Raw genomic sequence first — 14,911 nt, 5'->3', positions numbered from 1 at the left:
GGGACTCGAAGGGGCAGTCGCGAAACCGTCACAGGCGACGCAAGCACCGCAGGGAGTGAGCGGAGCGAACGACCGAGGAGCACAGCGAGCGTGTGGCGGTTTCGCGACTGGGGCTTCGGTGGCCGTCTCGACGACAGCGATCGCGTCGTGCCGAGCGACTGGGACTTCGGTGGCCGTCTCGACGACAGCGATCGCGTCGTGCCGAGCGACTGGGACTTCGGTGGCCGTCTCGACGACAGCGATCGCGTCGTGCCGAGCGACTGGGGCTTCGGCGGTCGCATCCCCGAAACCGACTGACCGAGACGAAACATCTCAAAACACCACGTCGTCCCGGTCCGTTACGCCTAAGCGACGTGGAGCCGACCCACGGCGTATGGACTACCACGAGGCGGCGGCGTTCCTGTTCGACCTCCGCCGCTTCTCGGTCAAGCCCGGTACGGAACGGGTCGAGGCCCTCCTCGCGCACCTCGACTCGCCGCAGGAGGACGTCCCGTTCGTCCAGATCGCGGGGTCGAACGGCAAGGGCAGCACGGCGCGGATGACAGAGTCAGTCCTGCGGGAGGCCGGCCTCTCGGTCGGACTATACACCTCGCCGCACCTCTCGGCGCTCTCGGAGCGCGTCCGCGTCGACGGCCGGGAGATGACCGACGCCGCGATCGCCGACTTCGTCGAGGAGGTCCGGCCGTGGCTGATCGACCGGGCGGCCGCCGGCGAACCGCTCACCTTCTTCGAGGTCGTCACGGCGATGGCGGTCCGCGAGTTCGCGCGCCGCGAGGTCGACGTCGCGGTGCTGGAGGTCGGGCTCGGCGGCGAGTACGACGCGACGAGTGCGGTCGACCCGGTCGCGACCGCGATCACGAACGTCTCCTTAGAACACACTGCGGTCCTCGGCGACACGATCGCGGAGATCGCCCGCACGAAGGCCCGGATCGCTCGCCCCGACGCGCCGTTCGTCACCGGTTGCGAAGGGGAGGCGCTCGACGTCGTCCGCGAGGTCGCGGGCGAGGCGGGCGCGCCGGTGACGCGGGCGACCGGGGAGACCGAAGGAAGCGACGGAGAGTCAGACAACGAGGCCGACCCCGACGACCCGCCCGCGTTCGCCGCGACCTACGAGGGACGGGTCAGCGCCACCGACGCCGAGATCACCGTCACCGGCGAGCGCGAGGGGACCTACCGGATCCCGCTCGTCGGCCGCCATCAGGCGGCGAACGCGGCGGTCGCCGTCGCGCTCGCCGACCGGACGGTCGACGCGCTCGCGGACCGGGCCGCGGGCGCGCTCGACACCCCCCTCCCCGACCGCGCGGTCCGCGACGGCCTCGCGCGGGCGACGTGGCCGGGCCGGTTCGAGGTGGTCGACACCGCGCCGCTGACCATCCTCGACGGCGCGCACAACCCCGCGGCCGCCCGGACCCTCGCCGCGACGCTCGACGAGTACGACTACGGCGACCTCCACCTCGTCTACGCCGCGATGCACGACAAGGACCACGCGGAGACGGCCGCGGCGCTCCCCGACGCGGCGACGGCGATCACCTGTCGGCCCGCCATCGACCGCGCGGAGGATCCCGCGGTCCTCGCCGCCGCGCTCCGTTCGGCCGGCGTCGACCGCGTGACGGCTGGCGACGACGTGTCGGACGCGCTCGCGGCCGCGGTCGACCGCGCCGACCCGGGCGACTGCGTGCTGCTCGTCGGCTCGCTGTTCGCGGTCGCCGAGGCCCGCGCCGCCCGCACCCGAACGGTCCGGGAGCGCACGGTCCGCGGCCCCGAGGACGCCGCCCACGCGCTCGACACGGCCGGCGTCCCGCCGGCGGGCGTCGAGGCCCGCCGCGACGGCGTCGACCACCGGGTCCTCACCCTCCGGCTGCGCGGCGACCGCGCCGAGCGGGTCGCGGCCGAGGCCCGGGCCGTCGGCGGCGACGCCGCACTCGGCGGACTCGGCGCGGACGAGGACCGCGGTGCCGCGGGCGAGCAGGTGCCCGTCACGGTCGCCGGGACGGTCGCCGAACTCGGCGCGCTCGTCGAGCGGCTCGCCGCGGCCGACTCCCGCGGACTCGGCGGGGTCGCGGCCGACCTCGCCGCGGCGGTCAGGGCCGACGCCGAAGCCGCCGACCGCGACTCGACCGACGCCGAAGCCGATGGCTCCGGCTCGACCGACGACTACCCGTGGACCGACCGCACCGCCGTGATGGGCGTGCTCAACGTCACGCCGGACTCGTTCCACGATGGCGGCCGCCACGCCGACCTCGACGACGCGGTCGCGGGCGTCGAGCGCATGGTCGCGGCGGGGGTCGACATCGTCGACGTCGGCGGGGAGTCGACTCGCCCGGGCGCGGAGCCGGTCCCGGTCGACGAGGAGATAGACCGGGTTGTGCCGACGATCGAGGCGATACAGTCGGTGCCGGCGGTGGGCTCCGGCGACATCTTGGTCTCCGTCGACACGCGGAAGCCCGCGGTCGCGGCGGCGGCGCTCGACGCGGGCGCGGACGTCATCAACGACGTGACGGGCCTGGCGGACCCCGAGATGCGAGCGGTCGTCGCCGACGCCGACTGCCCGGTGATCGTGATGCACAGCCTCGACGCGCCGGTCGACCCGGACGCCGACCCCGAGTACGACGACGTGGTCGCGGAGGTCGTCGACGCGCTGCGCGAGCGGCTCGCGCTCGCCGACACGGCCGGGATCGGCCGCGACCGCGTGATCGTCGACCCCGGGATCGGCTTCGGCAAGTCGCCCCCGGAGGACTTCGAGCTGCTCGCGCGCTGCGGGGAGTTCGCGGCGCTCGGCTGCCCCGTCCTCGTCGGCCACTCGCACAAGTCGCTGTACGGCGCGGTCGGGCGCGACGCCGACGACCGCGAGCACGCGACGGTCGCGGGCACCGCGCTCGCCGCCGACCGCGGTGCCGACATCGTCCGGGTCCACGACGTCGCGGAGAACCGCGCAGCGGTCGACGTCGCCGCCGCGGTCGGGGGGTCGCTCCGCGACGGCGACGGGGAGGCCGACGGCGACCGCGAGGACGCGGAGTGACCCCCGTGCGGAGCGCGACGCCGGCTCGGACGGCTCGCCCGCCGCGCGCCGACGGCAGCGTTTTGCCTCGCGACCCCGTCGCGTCCGTATGACCCGTCGCCTGCTGCTCGGCTGTAGCGCGGTCGGGAACGCGCTCGCCGAGCGCACCCGCGAGGAGCGCGGCGACCTGGTGGCGATCACCGACGACACGGGGTGGGCGTCGACGCTGCGCGACCGCAACGTCGCCACGGTCGAGGGCGACCCGACCGACCCCGAAACGTATCCGGACGCGGCGGCGATCGTGTTGGTCGCGAGCGACGACGTCGCCCGGAACGTCGCCGCCGCGCGCGCGGCCCGAGACCGATACCCGGACGCGATGGTCGTCACGTACCTCGGAACGGCGGCGACGGACGAGCAGCGGACGGCGATCGCGGCGGTCTCGGACCGCGTGATCGACCCCGTCGAGGCGGTCACCGGGCGCGTCTGCGAGGCGGTCGGTCTCGACGGCGACGCGGACGACGCGGGCGACGAAGGCAGCACGGACAGCGGGGACGGCACGGACGACGCGAGCGACGCGGACGCCGAGACCGACGTGGCCGCGGGTCTCGCCGCCGGCCCCTCTCAGGCCCCGGACGACGAGAAACCGGCTCGGCTGCTCGCGACGCTCCGGGGGCTGTCGGGGCCGCTTCTGGTCGTCGCACACGACAACCCCGACCCGGACGCCATCGCGAGCGCGATCGGCCTGACCCGGGTCGCCGAGTCGATCGGCATCGACGCGGACGCCTGTTACGGCGGGGAGATCGCCCACCAAGAGAACCGCGCGCTGGTGAACCTCCTCGACATCGGCCTTCGGCCGTTCGACGAGGTCGACCTCGACGGCTACGGCGGCGTCGCCCTGGTCGACCACTCCCGCGCCGGGATCAACGACAGCCTCCCCGAAGACTATCCGGTCGACGTCGTCATCGACCACCACCCGCCCCGGGGGCCGGTCGCGGGATCGTTCCTCGACATCCGTCCGGCGGTCGGCGCGACGAGCACGCTAATCTCCGAGTACCTCTCGCGGTTCGGGATCGCGCCCGACCGCGACCTCGCCACGGCGCTGCTGTACGGGATCCGGATCGACACGAAGGACTTCACGCGGGCGACCGCGATAGACGACTTCCGGGCCGCGGCCGCCCTGCTCGCGCACGCCGACGAGTCGACGCTCGAACGCGTCGAGAGCCCGAGCGTGAGCCCCGAGACGCTGCGCGTCCTCGCGGCCGCCATCGAGAACCGGGACGTCCGCGGGTCGGTGGTCGCCTCCTGCGTCGGCGAGATCGCCGACCGCGACGCGCTCGCACAGGCGGCCGAGCGACTCCTCGATCTAGACGGCGTGACGGTGACGTTCGTCTACGGCTACATGGACGGGGTGATCTACGGCTCCGCCCGCGCCCGCGGTGCCGACCTCGACGCCGGCGAACTGCTGCGCGACGCGCTCGACCCCGTGGGATCGGCCGGCGGGCACGCCGCGATGGCGGGCGCGCAGGTCCCGCTCGGCCTCCTCGCGGAGGTCTCAGAGTCGGAGGCGGAGTCGCTCGCCGAGGTGGTCGAGACGTTCGTCGGCGAGCGGTTCTTCGAGGCGCTCGACGACGCGCCCCCGCAGCCCGTCGGGCTGCCGCCGGAGTTCCCGACGGACTGAGGAGCGGCGTCTCCGACGGGCCGACCGTCCGATCGGGACGTGGCGGAAATTAGTGTGACAGACGGCCGCACACTGCCGAAAGGCGGTCGTTCCTCCGCCGCGGACGCCCGCACATGGCCGACGGCCTCTACGACGAGCGCCCGCGGCTGTACGACGCGATCCAGTCCGAGTGGGCGTACGACCGCGACGTTGACTTCGTCCGCGACGTCCTCGCCGAGCGCGGCGTCGATCCCGAGCGCCTGCTTGAGATCGGCTGCGGCACCGGCGAACACACGCGGCGGTTCGCGGCCCGCGGGCTCGACGTGACCGCGATCGACGTTCACGAGGGGATGCTCGACGTCGCGCGCGAGAAGTGCGACCGCGCGGTCGTCGGGTCCGACCGGGCCGACGAGCCCCGCGGCGCGGTCGCGTTCCGTCACGCCGGCCTCCCGGACCCGGACCTCGGCGACGCCGAGCCGTTCGACGCCGCGGTCGCGATCCGCGGTGTCGTGAACCACCTTCCCCCGAGCGACCTCGATCCCGCGATCGAGGCGCTCCGCGACGCCCTCCGGCCGGGCGGCGTCCTCGTCTTCGACAACTCCCCGCTGCCGCCCGCGGGGAACCGGCCGGGGTTAGACGTCGGCCGCGACGCGGACGGGGCGGTCGAGTACGTCCGGGTCGCTCACCACGTCCCGACCGACGACGGCCGATTGGACTGGCGGGCGGTGACGTTCACGCCCGACGGCGACCCGTTCGTCGACCGCCGCCGGATGACGCCGTTCTCCGACGACCGGATCGCCGACGCGCTCGCCGCCGCGGGGTTCGACGCCGTCTCGGTCGCCGACGGCTACGGCCCGGACGACGACCGGCGCGTGTTCGTCGCGGTGCGATAGGACGGTTCCCCACCGACGCCGGGTGCGATCCCCCGGTCGTGCGGCGCGGTCGACAGCGGGCGCAACGTACATACGGCGCGGCGGCGAATCCGTTCACATGACCGACGACGTCGTCGAACACCGTCGACTGATCATCGCCGGCACCGGTATCTCGGGGCTGTCGGCGGCGATCTACGCCGCGCGCTCGAACAACGACCCCCTCCTCATCGAGGGCGACGAGCCGGGCGGCCAGCTCACGCTGACGAGCGAGGTGGAGAACTACCCCGGCTTCCCCGAGGGGATCTCCGGCCCGGGGCTCATCAACGACATGAAAGAGCAGGCGACGAAGTTCGGAGCCGAGGCGCGCAACGGCGTCATCGAGGACGTCTCGAAGGAGCCGGCGGGCCACTTCCGCGTCGCGCTCTCCGACGGCGACGTCTACACCGCCGACGCCGTCATCGTCGCCTCCGGGGCCTCCGCCCGCACGCTCGGCGTCCCCGGCGAGGACGAGCTGATGGGGTACGGGCTCTCGACCTGCGCGACCTGCGACGGCGCGTTCTTCCGCGACGAGGACATGCTCGTCGTCGGCGGCGGCGACGCCGCGATGGAGGAGGCGAACTTCCTCACGAAGTTCGCGGACACCGTCTACGTCGCCCACCGCCGCGAGGAGTTCCGCGCGGAGGACGTCGGGATCGAGCGCGTGATGGAGAAGGTCGAGACGGGCGACATCGAACTCCTCCTCAACACCGAGCTGACGGAGATCCACGGCTCTCGCGAGGACGGGATCGACCACGTGACGCTCGTCGAACACCCCGACGGGCATCCCAAAGAGAAGCTCGACGACACCGCGACCGCGGACGCGGTCGACGAGTACGACTTCGACGTTGGGGCGGTGTTCTACGCCATCGGCCACGTCCCGAACACGGACTTCTTGGAGGGGACCGGCATCGAGACCGACGACGACGGCTACCTGATCGCCGAGGGCGGCCGCGGCGGCGGGCAGACGAAGACCGGCGTCGAGGGGCTGTTCGGGGCCGGCGACGTGGTCGACTTCCACTACCAGCAGGCGGCGACCGCGAGCGGTATGGGCGTGAAGGCCGCGCTCGACGCCGACGACTACCTCACCGAGCGCGAGCGCGCCGGCGAGCTGTACGAGGGCGCGGTCGACGCCGCGACCGCGGACGACTGATAATCGAGGGGTACTGCGGTTTGTTATAAGATAGCGTTCGGTTCCGCTTTCGGGGCTCGGCGACTGATCGACCACGGGCCGACTGCTGCCACCGCTCTGGACACTCATTTATAAATAGCTGACTGCGAATCAGCGCGGACCACTCCCAAAGCCCCAGCCGCTCGGCGATGCGTATCTGTCTCGTATAAATCGTCGATCGACACGAACACTGCCGAAGCCCCAGCCGCTCGGCTGTACTGGTGTTTTGTTTATAAATGACGGATCGACACGAACACCACCGAAGCCCCAGCCGCGAGGACGGCGCACACTCGTTGTGCTCCTCGGGACTGCCCCTTCGAGTCCCGCCCCACACCGCACCTCACACCACCCCAGCCTCGTCGCTGGCGGTCATCGCGCTCTTAAAAGGGCGCTCGGAGGCGCGCAGCGAGGCGCTACGCGCCTCTGGAAGCCGACGGCGAAGCCGCCGGCGACGCCACCGCAGTCCTATTTATAAATGCTCGTCGCACGTTTCACGACTGGATCTCGACCTCGTACCCCTCGGCTTCGAGTGCGTCGACGATGTCGGCGGCGTGTTCGGCGTCGTCGGTTTCGAGTTCGAGTTCGAGTTCGGCGGCGTTGACGGCCACGTCGCGGGAGGTGCGGTCGTGGTGGACCGCGTAGACGTTCGCGCCGGTGCGCGCGACGATGCTGGAGACGCGCTCCAGTTCGCCCGGCCGGTCCTTCAGGTCGATCGTGATCTTGAGGTACCGGCCCATCTGGACGAGGCCGCGGCGAACGACGGTGCCGAGGCGGTTGAGGTCGATGTTGCCGCCGCAGAGCGCGGCGACGACCGTCTCGCCGTCGTCGTACTCGAACGCCTCCGAGAGGACGGCGGCGAGCGCGACCGCCCCCGCGCCCTCGACGAGCGTCTTCGACCGTTCCAAGAGCAGCGTGAGCGCGAGTGCGATCTCGCGGTCGTCGACGGTGACGACCTCGTCGACGTACTCCGCCATGACTTCGAGCGTCTGCTCGCCGACCGACCGCGTCGCGATCCCGTCCGCGATCGTGTCGACGCCCTCGATCTCGCGGACCTCGCCGGCCTCAAGCGACTGCGCGGCCGAGTCGGCCCCCGCCGCCTGAACGCCGACGACGCGGGCGTCCGGGAGCTGTTCTTTGATCGCGACCGCGACCCCCGAGATCAGCCCGCCGCCCCCGATCGGGACGACGACCGTGTCGAGTTCGGGGCAGTCGTCGACGATCTCTAAGCCGAGCGTCCCCTGTCCCGCCATCACGACCGGGTCGTCGAACGCGTGGACGTAGGTCCGTCCCTCCTCGCGTTCCAACTGGTGTGCGTACGCCTGCGCCTCGTCGTAGTCGACGCCCTCCAGGCGGACGCTCGCGCCGTACCCGCGGGTGGCTTTCACCTTCGAGACGGGCGCGAACTTCGGCATGACGACCGTGGCGTCGACCCCCGCGCGGCTGGCGGCCAGCGCCACGCCCTGCGCGTGGTTGCCCGCGCTCGCGGTGACGACGCCCGCCTCGCGTTCCGCCTCGGTGAGGGTGGCGATCCGGTTCATCGCACCCCGGATCTTGAACGCGCCCGTCCGCTGGAAGTTCTCCAGTTTGAGGTGGAGGTCCGCACCGCTCATCTCGGAGAAGGAACGCGACCGCTCTAGGGGCGTGTGTCTGGCGACGCCCGAGACCCGCTCGCGCGCCTCGCGGATGTCGGCAAGACTGAGCATGCCCCGGAGTCGCCGCGCCGACCGCTAATCGGTTGCGGTCGGCCGACGGCGCGGGGCGGGAGGACCGCTCCGCGAGCCGTCGGCTCGGGGAAGAGGAAAGGTGGGGGAATGCACGCGTGTGACGTGCGAGTGAAACGAAGCCGCGGGAATACAAAAAGGTGAGGCTACCAGAGCGAAAGTGGAACCGCACGACTGCGGGCCCGTCATCCGCCCGTCAGACGGGATCTCAGGGGGTGAGCCGCACCCGCACGTCGCGCTCGGCGAGCACCGATCGCACCCGCTCGGGGAACGGGCCGGTTCCCGGCCACGTCGCGTCCGCGTCGAGTCGGTCGGGATCGCCGACGTACACCGCGACGGTGTCGGGGTACTCCGCCGGCGCGGCCAGCGGCACGCTCGCTCGGACGTACAGCCCGCCGTCGACGTCCTCGTACGCGTCGAGCGCGTCGACGGCCTCCGTGCGGAGGAGTCGTCCCCCGGTCTCGCCGCCCGGCGCGAGCGTCGGATACCGTCCCTCGACGAGGCGGAGACCGGTGAGCGTCGCCGGGCCGACGAAGACGAACGAGTCCGCCACGTCGGCGACCGCGTCGGGTTCGGTCAGCGTCCCGTACACGAAGACGTCCATGGATCCCGTCGAACGCTCGCGGATTTCAACGTTCTGGCGGTCCCGCTTCGATCGGATGTCGTCGGGTCCTGAGTATCCCCCCTCGCAATCGCCAGCTCACCGAGCCGTACGCCGCCGCTCGGCCGATCCACAACGACTTTGTCCGCGACGTTTGTGAGTTCGATAATGCCGACGCTGCGCGGCCACCACGCCGTCTCGTTGCTCGGTGCCGCCCTCCTCGCGACCGCGGCACTCCACCACGCCGCCGAGGTCGACGCGGTCGGAAACGCGCGGGGCCCCCTCTTGGCGTTCGCGCTCGACGGCGGGTTCGCGGTCACCGTCCTCGCCGCCGGCCGCTGGCTCGGCCGCCGCGGGTTCTCGCCCGCCGAGGAGCGGCGCGTCGCGCGGTGGACCTATTCCGGGACCCTCCTCGCGGTCGCCGCCTTCGCCGCGACGCTCGCCGTCCGCGCCTTCGAGGGCCGCCCGCTGGTCGAGCCGGCGTTCCCGATGCTCGTCGCCGCCGGCGTCGGGAGCCTCGGCGGCGTCGTCGCGGGGTACTACGCCGTCCGGCAGGCCGCCGACGCCCGCCGCGCGCGGGACGCCGTCCGGGCGGTCTCGTTCGTGAACCACCTCCTGCGGCACGACCTCCGAAACGACCTCTCGACGATCCGCGGCTACGCCGACCTGCTGACCGACGACCCGGACGCCGCCGACCACGCCGCGACCGTGGCCGCGAAGGCCGGCGAGGGCCTCGACCGCATCGGGACGACGAGCGCCGTCGCGGACGCGGTCCTCGGCGACGCTGACCACAGCCGCGTCGACCTGGCGGCGACGACCCGCGAGGTGCTGTCGAACGTCGGCGACGAGGGACCGGTGACGGTCGAGACCGACCTCCCGGAGACGGCACCCGTCGCGGCCAACGAGGGCGTGCGGTCCGTCGTCGACAACCTCGTCGAGAACGCGGTCGAACACGCCGGCCCGTCGGTCACGGTTCGCGTCGCGGTCCGCGTCGGCGACGAGGGCGCAGGCCCCGGAGACGACGTCACGCTGACCGTCGAGGACGACGGTCCCGGGCTCCCCCCGGAGGTCCGCGACGGGTCCTTCTTCGTCCGCGGCCGCCCCGACGGGGGCGACGACTCGGCCGACGGCGGCGTCAGCGGCCTGCGACTCGCGGCGACGCTCGCGGAGGCGTACGACGGCTCGCTCGACGTCGGCGAGTCGAGTCTCGGGGGCGCGCGGTTCGAGGTGACGCTCCCGCACGCACCGGCCGAGTCGGCCGGCTCCGATACGTAAAAACCGCGCGCGACCGTCGGAAGCGACGCATGGACTTCCCGCGGCTGCGGCGCGTCTGGCGGCGCGTGTTCTCGCTCGCGTGGCCCGTCATGGCCGAGCAGACGTTCCGCACCGCGATGCGGACGACCGACGTGCTGGTCACCGCGCTGTTCTCGCCGGCCGCGGTCGTCGCGATCGGCCTCGCCGACCTGTACGCCCGGTTCCCGCTGCGGATCGGACTGGGCCTCGGCGGCGGTGCGATCGCGCTCTCCTCGCAGGACACCGGCGCGGGCGCGGAGGGCAACCGCGACGAGGCGGTGACGCAGGCGATCCTGATCGGGGCGCTCGCCGGGGTCCCGTTCGTCCTGTTCGGGTTCCTCTTCGGCGAACTCGCGATCGACGTGTTCGGCCGGATCGTCGGCGAGGAGACCTCGCCCGCGGTCGTCGACCTCGGCTCGACGTACCTCGCGGTCGTGTTCGCGACCGCGCCGGCCCGCCACGTCGCTCTCGTCGGCGCGCGGGCGCTCCAAGGGACCGGCGACACCCGGACGCCGATGTACGTCAACGTCGCCGCCAACTCCGTCAACATCGCCGGCTCGGTCGTCCTCGGGTTAGGGCTGTTCGGCTTCCCGCGGCTCGAAGTCCTCGGCGTCGGGCTCGCGACCGCGGGCGCGAACGTCCTCACGGCCGGGCTGCTCTGTGCCGCGATCTGGGGGTCGTGGACCGACGCGGACTTCGCGTGGCCGCGCGACCTCACGATCGCGAAACAGCTCCTGACCGTGAGCGCCCCCCGCGTCGTGGAGGGGTTCGGCTCCGAGATCGCGGAGTTCCCGTTCAACGCGCTCCTCTTGGGCTTCGGCGAGGCGGTCAACGCCGGCTTCCAGATCGGCCGCCGCGTCTACCAGCAGGTGACCGGACCGCTCTCGCGCGGCTACAACGTCGCGGCGTCGGTGCTGGTCGGGCAGGCGCTCGGCGAGGGCGATCCGGAGGCGGCACGGTTCAACGGCTGGGCGGTCGCCGGGCTCGGCGTGGTCACCGTCGGGACGATCGGACTCGGGCTCGTGGTGGCCGCCCCGCGGCTCGTCCCGGTCTTCACCGACGACGCGCCGACGATCGCGTACGCGGTCGACTTCGCGCGGGTGTACGGGGTCGCCGGTGCCGCGCTCGCCGCCTTCTCCGCGCTCTCCGGGTCGCTTCAGGGGGCCAGCGAGACGCGGATCCCGCTCGTCGCGCGCGTCTCGGCGATGTTCGGGCTCTTCCTCGGGCTGTCGTGGCTGCTCGGCCGCACCGCCGGGTTCGGTCCGGTCGGCGCGTACGTCGGGGTGTCCGCGGCCTACGCGTGGATGGCGCTCGTCGTCGCCGTCGGCTTCCGATACTCCGGGTGGGCGGACCGCGCGGCCGACATGATGGACGCTCGGGGGACCGGTCCCGAGGCGACTGGGGAGCCGACGGTGGAGGAGAGCGGCGAGCCGACGCCGGAGGAGCGGTCGTCGTGACGCGTCGAGCCGGACACTAGCGGGGCCGGTCGAGACCGGCGCGGCTCACGGCTCGCCGCCGAGCGACTCCTGTTCGGGTGCCGTGTCGCCCCTGAGCCGTCGCCGACGCTTGTCGTAGGCGGCCTCCAGCTTCGCGTTCGTCGCGCGAGAGACCAGATAACAGTCCGCGTCGCCGCCGTCGCTGGGGTGCGCGCTCGCTATCCAGACGTGGCCGTCGCCGGCCGAGAGGTCGTCCGCCCACCGCTCGGCGGCCGCGCGGCTCTCGAAGGCGTGGCGGGTCCCGTCCTCGAAGACGAGCCGCCCCACCTTCGCGTTCCGCTTGCGCGCGGACGGTTTGATCGCGACGACGACGCTCACACCGGCCGATCGAGCGCCCTCAGGTAAAAACCTCGTCAGACGCGGGCGCGTTCGGTCGGCGGCGGTGTCAGTCTCGAAGGTATTCGTCGAGCGTCTCGAACTCCTCTGGTGACAGGATCAGCTCGGTCTCGAACGCGTCGAACCGCTCGAAATCATCGTCGACGGTCAGGAGGGTCGCCACTCCCTCCTCGATCGCGACCTGCGCGTAGTAGCCGTCCCACCCCCCGACGTTCGCGTCGCCGGCCCTGTCGAGGCCGGCGCGAACCGTCCGCTCCGGAAGCCGGTCGTGCCAGTGGATCCGCCTCGCGTCCAAGAAGTTCGACAGGAGTCGGGAGGCGTCGGCGTTGGTGTATCCGTAGTGGGTCGTCAACACGACGTGAGCCCCGTACACGGCCGGATAGGGAACGACGGCGTCGATGTCGCCGGCAATCGCGTCGCGGACGTACGAGAGCGCCGCGTCCCGGACGGGGGCGTCGGTGTGCGCGAGCGCGATCACACCCACGTCGAACAGGTACGGGCCGCCGGCGTCACTCATCCGTCTCGTCTCCGGTGTCCGGGTCGGGTTCCGAGTCCGTCTTCGCACCCCGGCGAACGGCGTCTCGATGCCGTCGGGCGGCGGGATCGGTCGCGTCGAGCGGGACCGCCTCCTCCCGTCGCGAGGCCATCTCGTCGACGAGTCGGTCCAGCCGTTCGAGAATCCGCTCCGGCTCCGCTTCGGGTCGTATCACCACCTCACCGTCCTCTTCTCGGACCTGAACCTCGGTTCCCGGCGCGATGTCGAGCTGTTCCCGGATCGCCTGCGGGAGGACGACGCGCCCCTTCGCGTCCACTTTCGGCATATTCCCACGTACGGTGGGAAAAGACATAAATCTCCCCCGTCGCCGCAGGAACCGTCTCAGTTCAGTCGTCGGCGACCGCCCCCGGCTCCGCGCCCCCGGCGTCGGCCTCGGCGGCCAGCAGGCGGTCGAGTCCGTCTACCATTCCGACCACGCTCGCGCGGGTGATGTCGGCGTCCGACGCCGAGACGCTCACGGAGCGGTCGCCGCGCGAGAGGTCCACCTCGACGGTGACAACCGCATCGGTACCGCCCGTGATCGCGTCGACGTGGTAGGAGTCGAGCTCGAAGGCGACGCCGTCGGCGGCGTCGTCGGTCCCCTCGGCCCCGTCGCTTCCGGTTCCGTCGCCCGCGAGCGCCGTCCGAACCGCCTCCAGCCCGGCGTCGACCGGGCCGGAGCCGGTGCCGGCGGCGACGCGCTCGTCGTCGCCGACGCGGAGCCGGACCGAGGCGGTCGGGAGGTTCCCCCCGGAGGTCGCGGAGAGGTCGACGAGCTCGACGTGGCGCTCGCGCTTGCGGCCGCGGACGTCGTCGGCGACCGCGAGCAGGTCCGCGTCGGTGACGCGCTTGCCGCGCTCGCCCAGCTCCTTGACGCGGGTGACGACCTCGCGGAGCTCGTCGTCGGTCACCGCGACGTCGTGGTCGGCGAGCGCCGCTTTCACCCCGGCGCGGCCAGCGTGTTTGCCGAGGACGAGCCGGCGCTCCCGCCCGACCGTCTCCGGCGGGTACGGCTCGTACATCGTCCCGTCCTTGAGGGTGCCGTCGGTGTGGATGCCGGACTCGTGGGCGAAGGCGTTCGCGCCGCAGACGGCCTTGTTCGGCGGGAGCGCGACGCCGGTCGCCTCCGAGACCGTCCGGCAGAGTCGGTAGAGCCGCGAGAGCTCGACGGTGTCGACGCCGTACGACTCGCCCAGCGCGATTGCCACCTCTTCGAGGGCGACGTTGCCGGCGCGCTCGCCGACGCCGAGGACGGTGCCGTGGACCGTGTCCGCGCCGGCCTTCAGCCCGGCGTGGACGTTCGCCAGCCCGAAGCCGAGGTCGTCGTGGGTGTGGAGGCTCGTCGGGCCGCGGTCGGCGAGCCGCGAGACCACCCTCGCGGTGCGCTCGGGGTCGGCCGCGCCCACCGTGTCGCAGTAGCAGATCCGGTCCGCGCCGGCGTCGAGTCCGGCACCGAGCAGGCGTTCGAGGTAGTCGAGGTCGGCCCGCGAGCCGTCCTCGCCGAGCACCTCGACCCACAGCCCGTGGTCTTTGGCGTACTCGACGAGTTCGACGGTCGTCTCGACGACCTCGTCGCGGGTCGAGCCCACCTTCGTCTCGACGTGCTTGTCGGAGGCGGGGACGACGAGGTTCACGCCGTCGACGCCGCAGTCGAGCGCGTGGTCCACGTCTCGCTTCACGCCGCGCGCGAAGCTCGTCACCGTCGCGTCCAGCCCCTCCTCGGCGACCTGTCGGATCGCCTCGCGCTCGCCCGCCGAGGTGCACGCCGAGCCGGCCTCGATCAGGTGGACGCCGGCGGCGTCGAGTTCGCGGGCGACGTCGACCTTCTCGCCGGGCGACAGCGAGACGCCCGGCATCTGTTCGCCGTCGCGGAGGGTGGTGTCGAGTAGCTGTACCTCGTCGAGGTCGGTGAGTGGTGTTCGGGTCAAAAGGGAGTCCGTCGGCTCGTCGGTGGTCTGGGGGTCGGTGCCGCCGCGGGGCGGTCGTGCCCCGGAGTCGTTATCGTCGGAGAATTTCGCGGCCAGCCGCCGCGAGGCGACTTCCTCTATCCTCCGAACGATCGCGAGTGTCTCGCGTCATTCGTACCCATGCGAACGACGGTCACACGTATAAACTGCCGGGTCGCGTCAGGAATGGCCGAGCGATCGTCGCCGAACGCGGGGTCGAACCGACGATCCCTCGGCGGCGCGTCCGGC

Annotated in this window: 13 protein-coding genes; 7 read left to right on the top strand and 6 right to left on the bottom strand. The window is 72.4% G+C overall.

Annotated elements, in window-relative coordinates:
* Nucleotides 1-90 precede the first annotated feature (90 nt).
* From QOL69_RS10275 to QOL69_RS10255, 5 genes are all read left to right on the top strand, one after another.
* The gene (locus QOL69_RS10275) at nucleotides 91-297 is read left to right on the top strand and encodes a hypothetical protein (protein WP_283403078.1); all 207 of its coding nucleotides are present in this window, start codon (nucleotides 91-93) and stop codon (nucleotides 295-297) included.
* A 76-nt stretch (nucleotides 298-373) separates the two neighbouring features.
* On the top strand, nucleotides 374-3,019 hold the full coding sequence (gene folP, locus QOL69_RS10270) for a dihydropteroate synthase (RefSeq protein ID WP_283403077.1): 2,646 nt from the start codon (nucleotides 374-376) through the stop codon (nucleotides 3,017-3,019).
* Between the two features lie 88 nt (nucleotides 3,020-3,107).
* Nucleotides 3,108-4,676 (top strand): DHH family phosphoesterase, encoded by a 1,569-nt coding sequence (locus QOL69_RS10265; RefSeq protein ID WP_283403076.1) that lies wholly within the window; start codon nucleotides 3,108-3,110, stop codon nucleotides 4,674-4,676.
* 113 nt (nucleotides 4,677-4,789) lie between these two features.
* The gene (locus QOL69_RS10260; RefSeq protein WP_283403075.1) at nucleotides 4,790-5,548 is read left to right on the top strand and encodes a class I SAM-dependent methyltransferase; all 759 of its coding nucleotides are present in this window, start codon (nucleotides 4,790-4,792) and stop codon (nucleotides 5,546-5,548) included.
* Nucleotides 5,549-5,645: 97 nt separating this feature from the next.
* The gene (locus tag QOL69_RS10255) at nucleotides 5,646-6,716 is read left to right on the top strand and encodes an NAD(P)/FAD-dependent oxidoreductase (protein ID WP_283403074.1); all 1,071 of its coding nucleotides are present in this window, start codon (nucleotides 5,646-5,648) and stop codon (nucleotides 6,714-6,716) included.
* A gap of 509 nt (nucleotides 6,717-7,225) precedes the next feature.
* Here QOL69_RS10255 and ilvA read toward each other — a convergent pair.
* Both ilvA and QOL69_RS10245 read right to left on the bottom strand, forming a co-directional pair.
* Nucleotides 7,226-8,437 (bottom strand): threonine ammonia-lyase, encoded by a 1,212-nt coding sequence (gene ilvA / locus QOL69_RS10250; protein WP_283403073.1) that lies wholly within the window; start codon nucleotides 8,435-8,437, stop codon nucleotides 7,226-7,228.
* A 226-nt stretch (nucleotides 8,438-8,663) separates the two neighbouring features.
* Complete coding sequence (locus QOL69_RS10245) at nucleotides 8,664-9,059, bottom strand: gamma-glutamylcyclotransferase family protein (protein WP_283403072.1); 396 nt, start codon at nucleotides 9,057-9,059, stop codon at nucleotides 8,664-8,666.
* A 165-nt stretch (nucleotides 9,060-9,224) separates the two neighbouring features.
* Here QOL69_RS10245 and QOL69_RS10240 point away from each other — a divergent pair, with 165 nt between their 5' ends.
* The gene (locus tag QOL69_RS10240; RefSeq protein ID WP_283403071.1) at nucleotides 9,225-10,331 is read left to right on the top strand and encodes an ATP-binding protein; all 1,107 of its coding nucleotides are present in this window, start codon (nucleotides 9,225-9,227) and stop codon (nucleotides 10,329-10,331) included.
* Nucleotides 10,332-10,360: 29 nt separating this feature from the next.
* On the top strand, nucleotides 10,361-11,806 hold the full coding sequence (locus QOL69_RS10235; protein ID WP_283403070.1) for an MATE family efflux transporter: 1,446 nt from the start codon (nucleotides 10,361-10,363) through the stop codon (nucleotides 11,804-11,806).
* A 45-nt stretch (nucleotides 11,807-11,851) separates the two neighbouring features.
* Here the strand turns inward: QOL69_RS10235 and QOL69_RS10230 are convergent, their stop codons facing one another.
* From QOL69_RS10230 to QOL69_RS10215, 4 genes are all read right to left on the bottom strand, one after another.
* Entirely contained in the window at nucleotides 11,852-12,163 is a 312-nt protein-coding gene (locus QOL69_RS10230; RefSeq protein ID WP_283403069.1) for a DUF8081 domain-containing protein, read from the bottom strand.
* A gap of 67 nt (nucleotides 12,164-12,230) precedes the next feature.
* On the bottom strand, nucleotides 12,231-12,698 hold the full coding sequence (locus tag QOL69_RS10225) for a type II toxin-antitoxin system VapC family toxin (protein ID WP_283403068.1): 468 nt from the start codon (nucleotides 12,696-12,698) through the stop codon (nucleotides 12,231-12,233).
* Nucleotides 12,691-13,002 carry an AbrB/MazE/SpoVT family DNA-binding domain-containing protein gene (locus QOL69_RS10220; protein WP_283403067.1) on the bottom strand — a complete coding sequence of 104 codons (312 nt, stop codon included), beginning with the start codon at nucleotides 13,000-13,002 and terminating at the stop codon, nucleotides 12,691-12,693. The genes QOL69_RS10225 and QOL69_RS10220 overlap by 8 nt, the downstream gene beginning before the upstream one ends.
* Before the next feature lie 61 nt (nucleotides 13,003-13,063).
* Complete coding sequence (locus tag QOL69_RS10215; protein WP_283403066.1) at nucleotides 13,064-14,644, bottom strand: hydroxymethylglutaryl-CoA lyase-like TIM-barrel protein; 1,581 nt, start codon at nucleotides 14,642-14,644, stop codon at nucleotides 13,064-13,066.
* Nucleotides 14,645-14,911: the final 267 nt, after the last annotated feature.

It is taken from the genome of Halorubrum sp. DM2 (genome assembly GCF_901686465.1).
Classification (GTDB): domain Archaea; phylum Halobacteriota; class Halobacteria; order Halobacteriales; family Haloferacaceae; genus Halorubrum.
The sequence above is the reverse complement of the archived record's forward strand: the minus strand, read 5'-3'. Positions and strand labels throughout refer to the sequence as shown.

Bases quoted from the DNA above. Each gene is read 5' to 3' on its own strand.
- QOL69_RS10265 (WP_283403076.1), top strand. From the start codon at position 3,108: ATGACCCGTCGCCTGCTGCTCGGCTGTAGCGCGGTCGGGAACGCGCTC.
- QOL69_RS10255 (WP_283403074.1), top strand. From the start codon at position 5,646: ATGACCGACGACGTCGTCGAACACCGTCGACTGATCATCGCCGGCACC.
- ilvA (WP_283403073.1), bottom strand. From the start codon at position 8,437: ATGCTCAGTCTTGCCGACATCCGCGAGGCGCGCGAGCGGGTCTCGGGC.
- QOL69_RS10220 (WP_283403067.1), bottom strand. From the start codon at position 13,002: ATGCCGAAAGTGGACGCGAAGGGGCGCGTCGTCCTCCCGCAGGCGATC.
- folP (WP_283403077.1), top strand. From the start codon at position 374: ATGGACTACCACGAGGCGGCGGCGTTCCTGTTCGACCTCCGCCGCTTC.
- QOL69_RS10240 (WP_283403071.1), top strand. From the start codon at position 9,225: ATGCCGACGCTGCGCGGCCACCACGCCGTCTCGTTGCTCGGTGCCGCC.
- QOL69_RS10225 (WP_283403068.1), bottom strand. From the start codon at position 12,698: ATGAGTGACGCCGGCGGCCCGTACCTGTTCGACGTGGGTGTGATCGCG.
- QOL69_RS10260 (WP_283403075.1), top strand. From the start codon at position 4,790: ATGGCCGACGGCCTCTACGACGAGCGCCCGCGGCTGTACGACGCGATC.
- QOL69_RS10235 (WP_283403070.1), top strand. From the start codon at position 10,361: ATGGACTTCCCGCGGCTGCGGCGCGTCTGGCGGCGCGTGTTCTCGCTC.
- QOL69_RS10245 (WP_283403072.1), bottom strand. From the start codon at position 9,059: ATGGACGTCTTCGTGTACGGGACGCTGACCGAACCCGACGCGGTCGCC.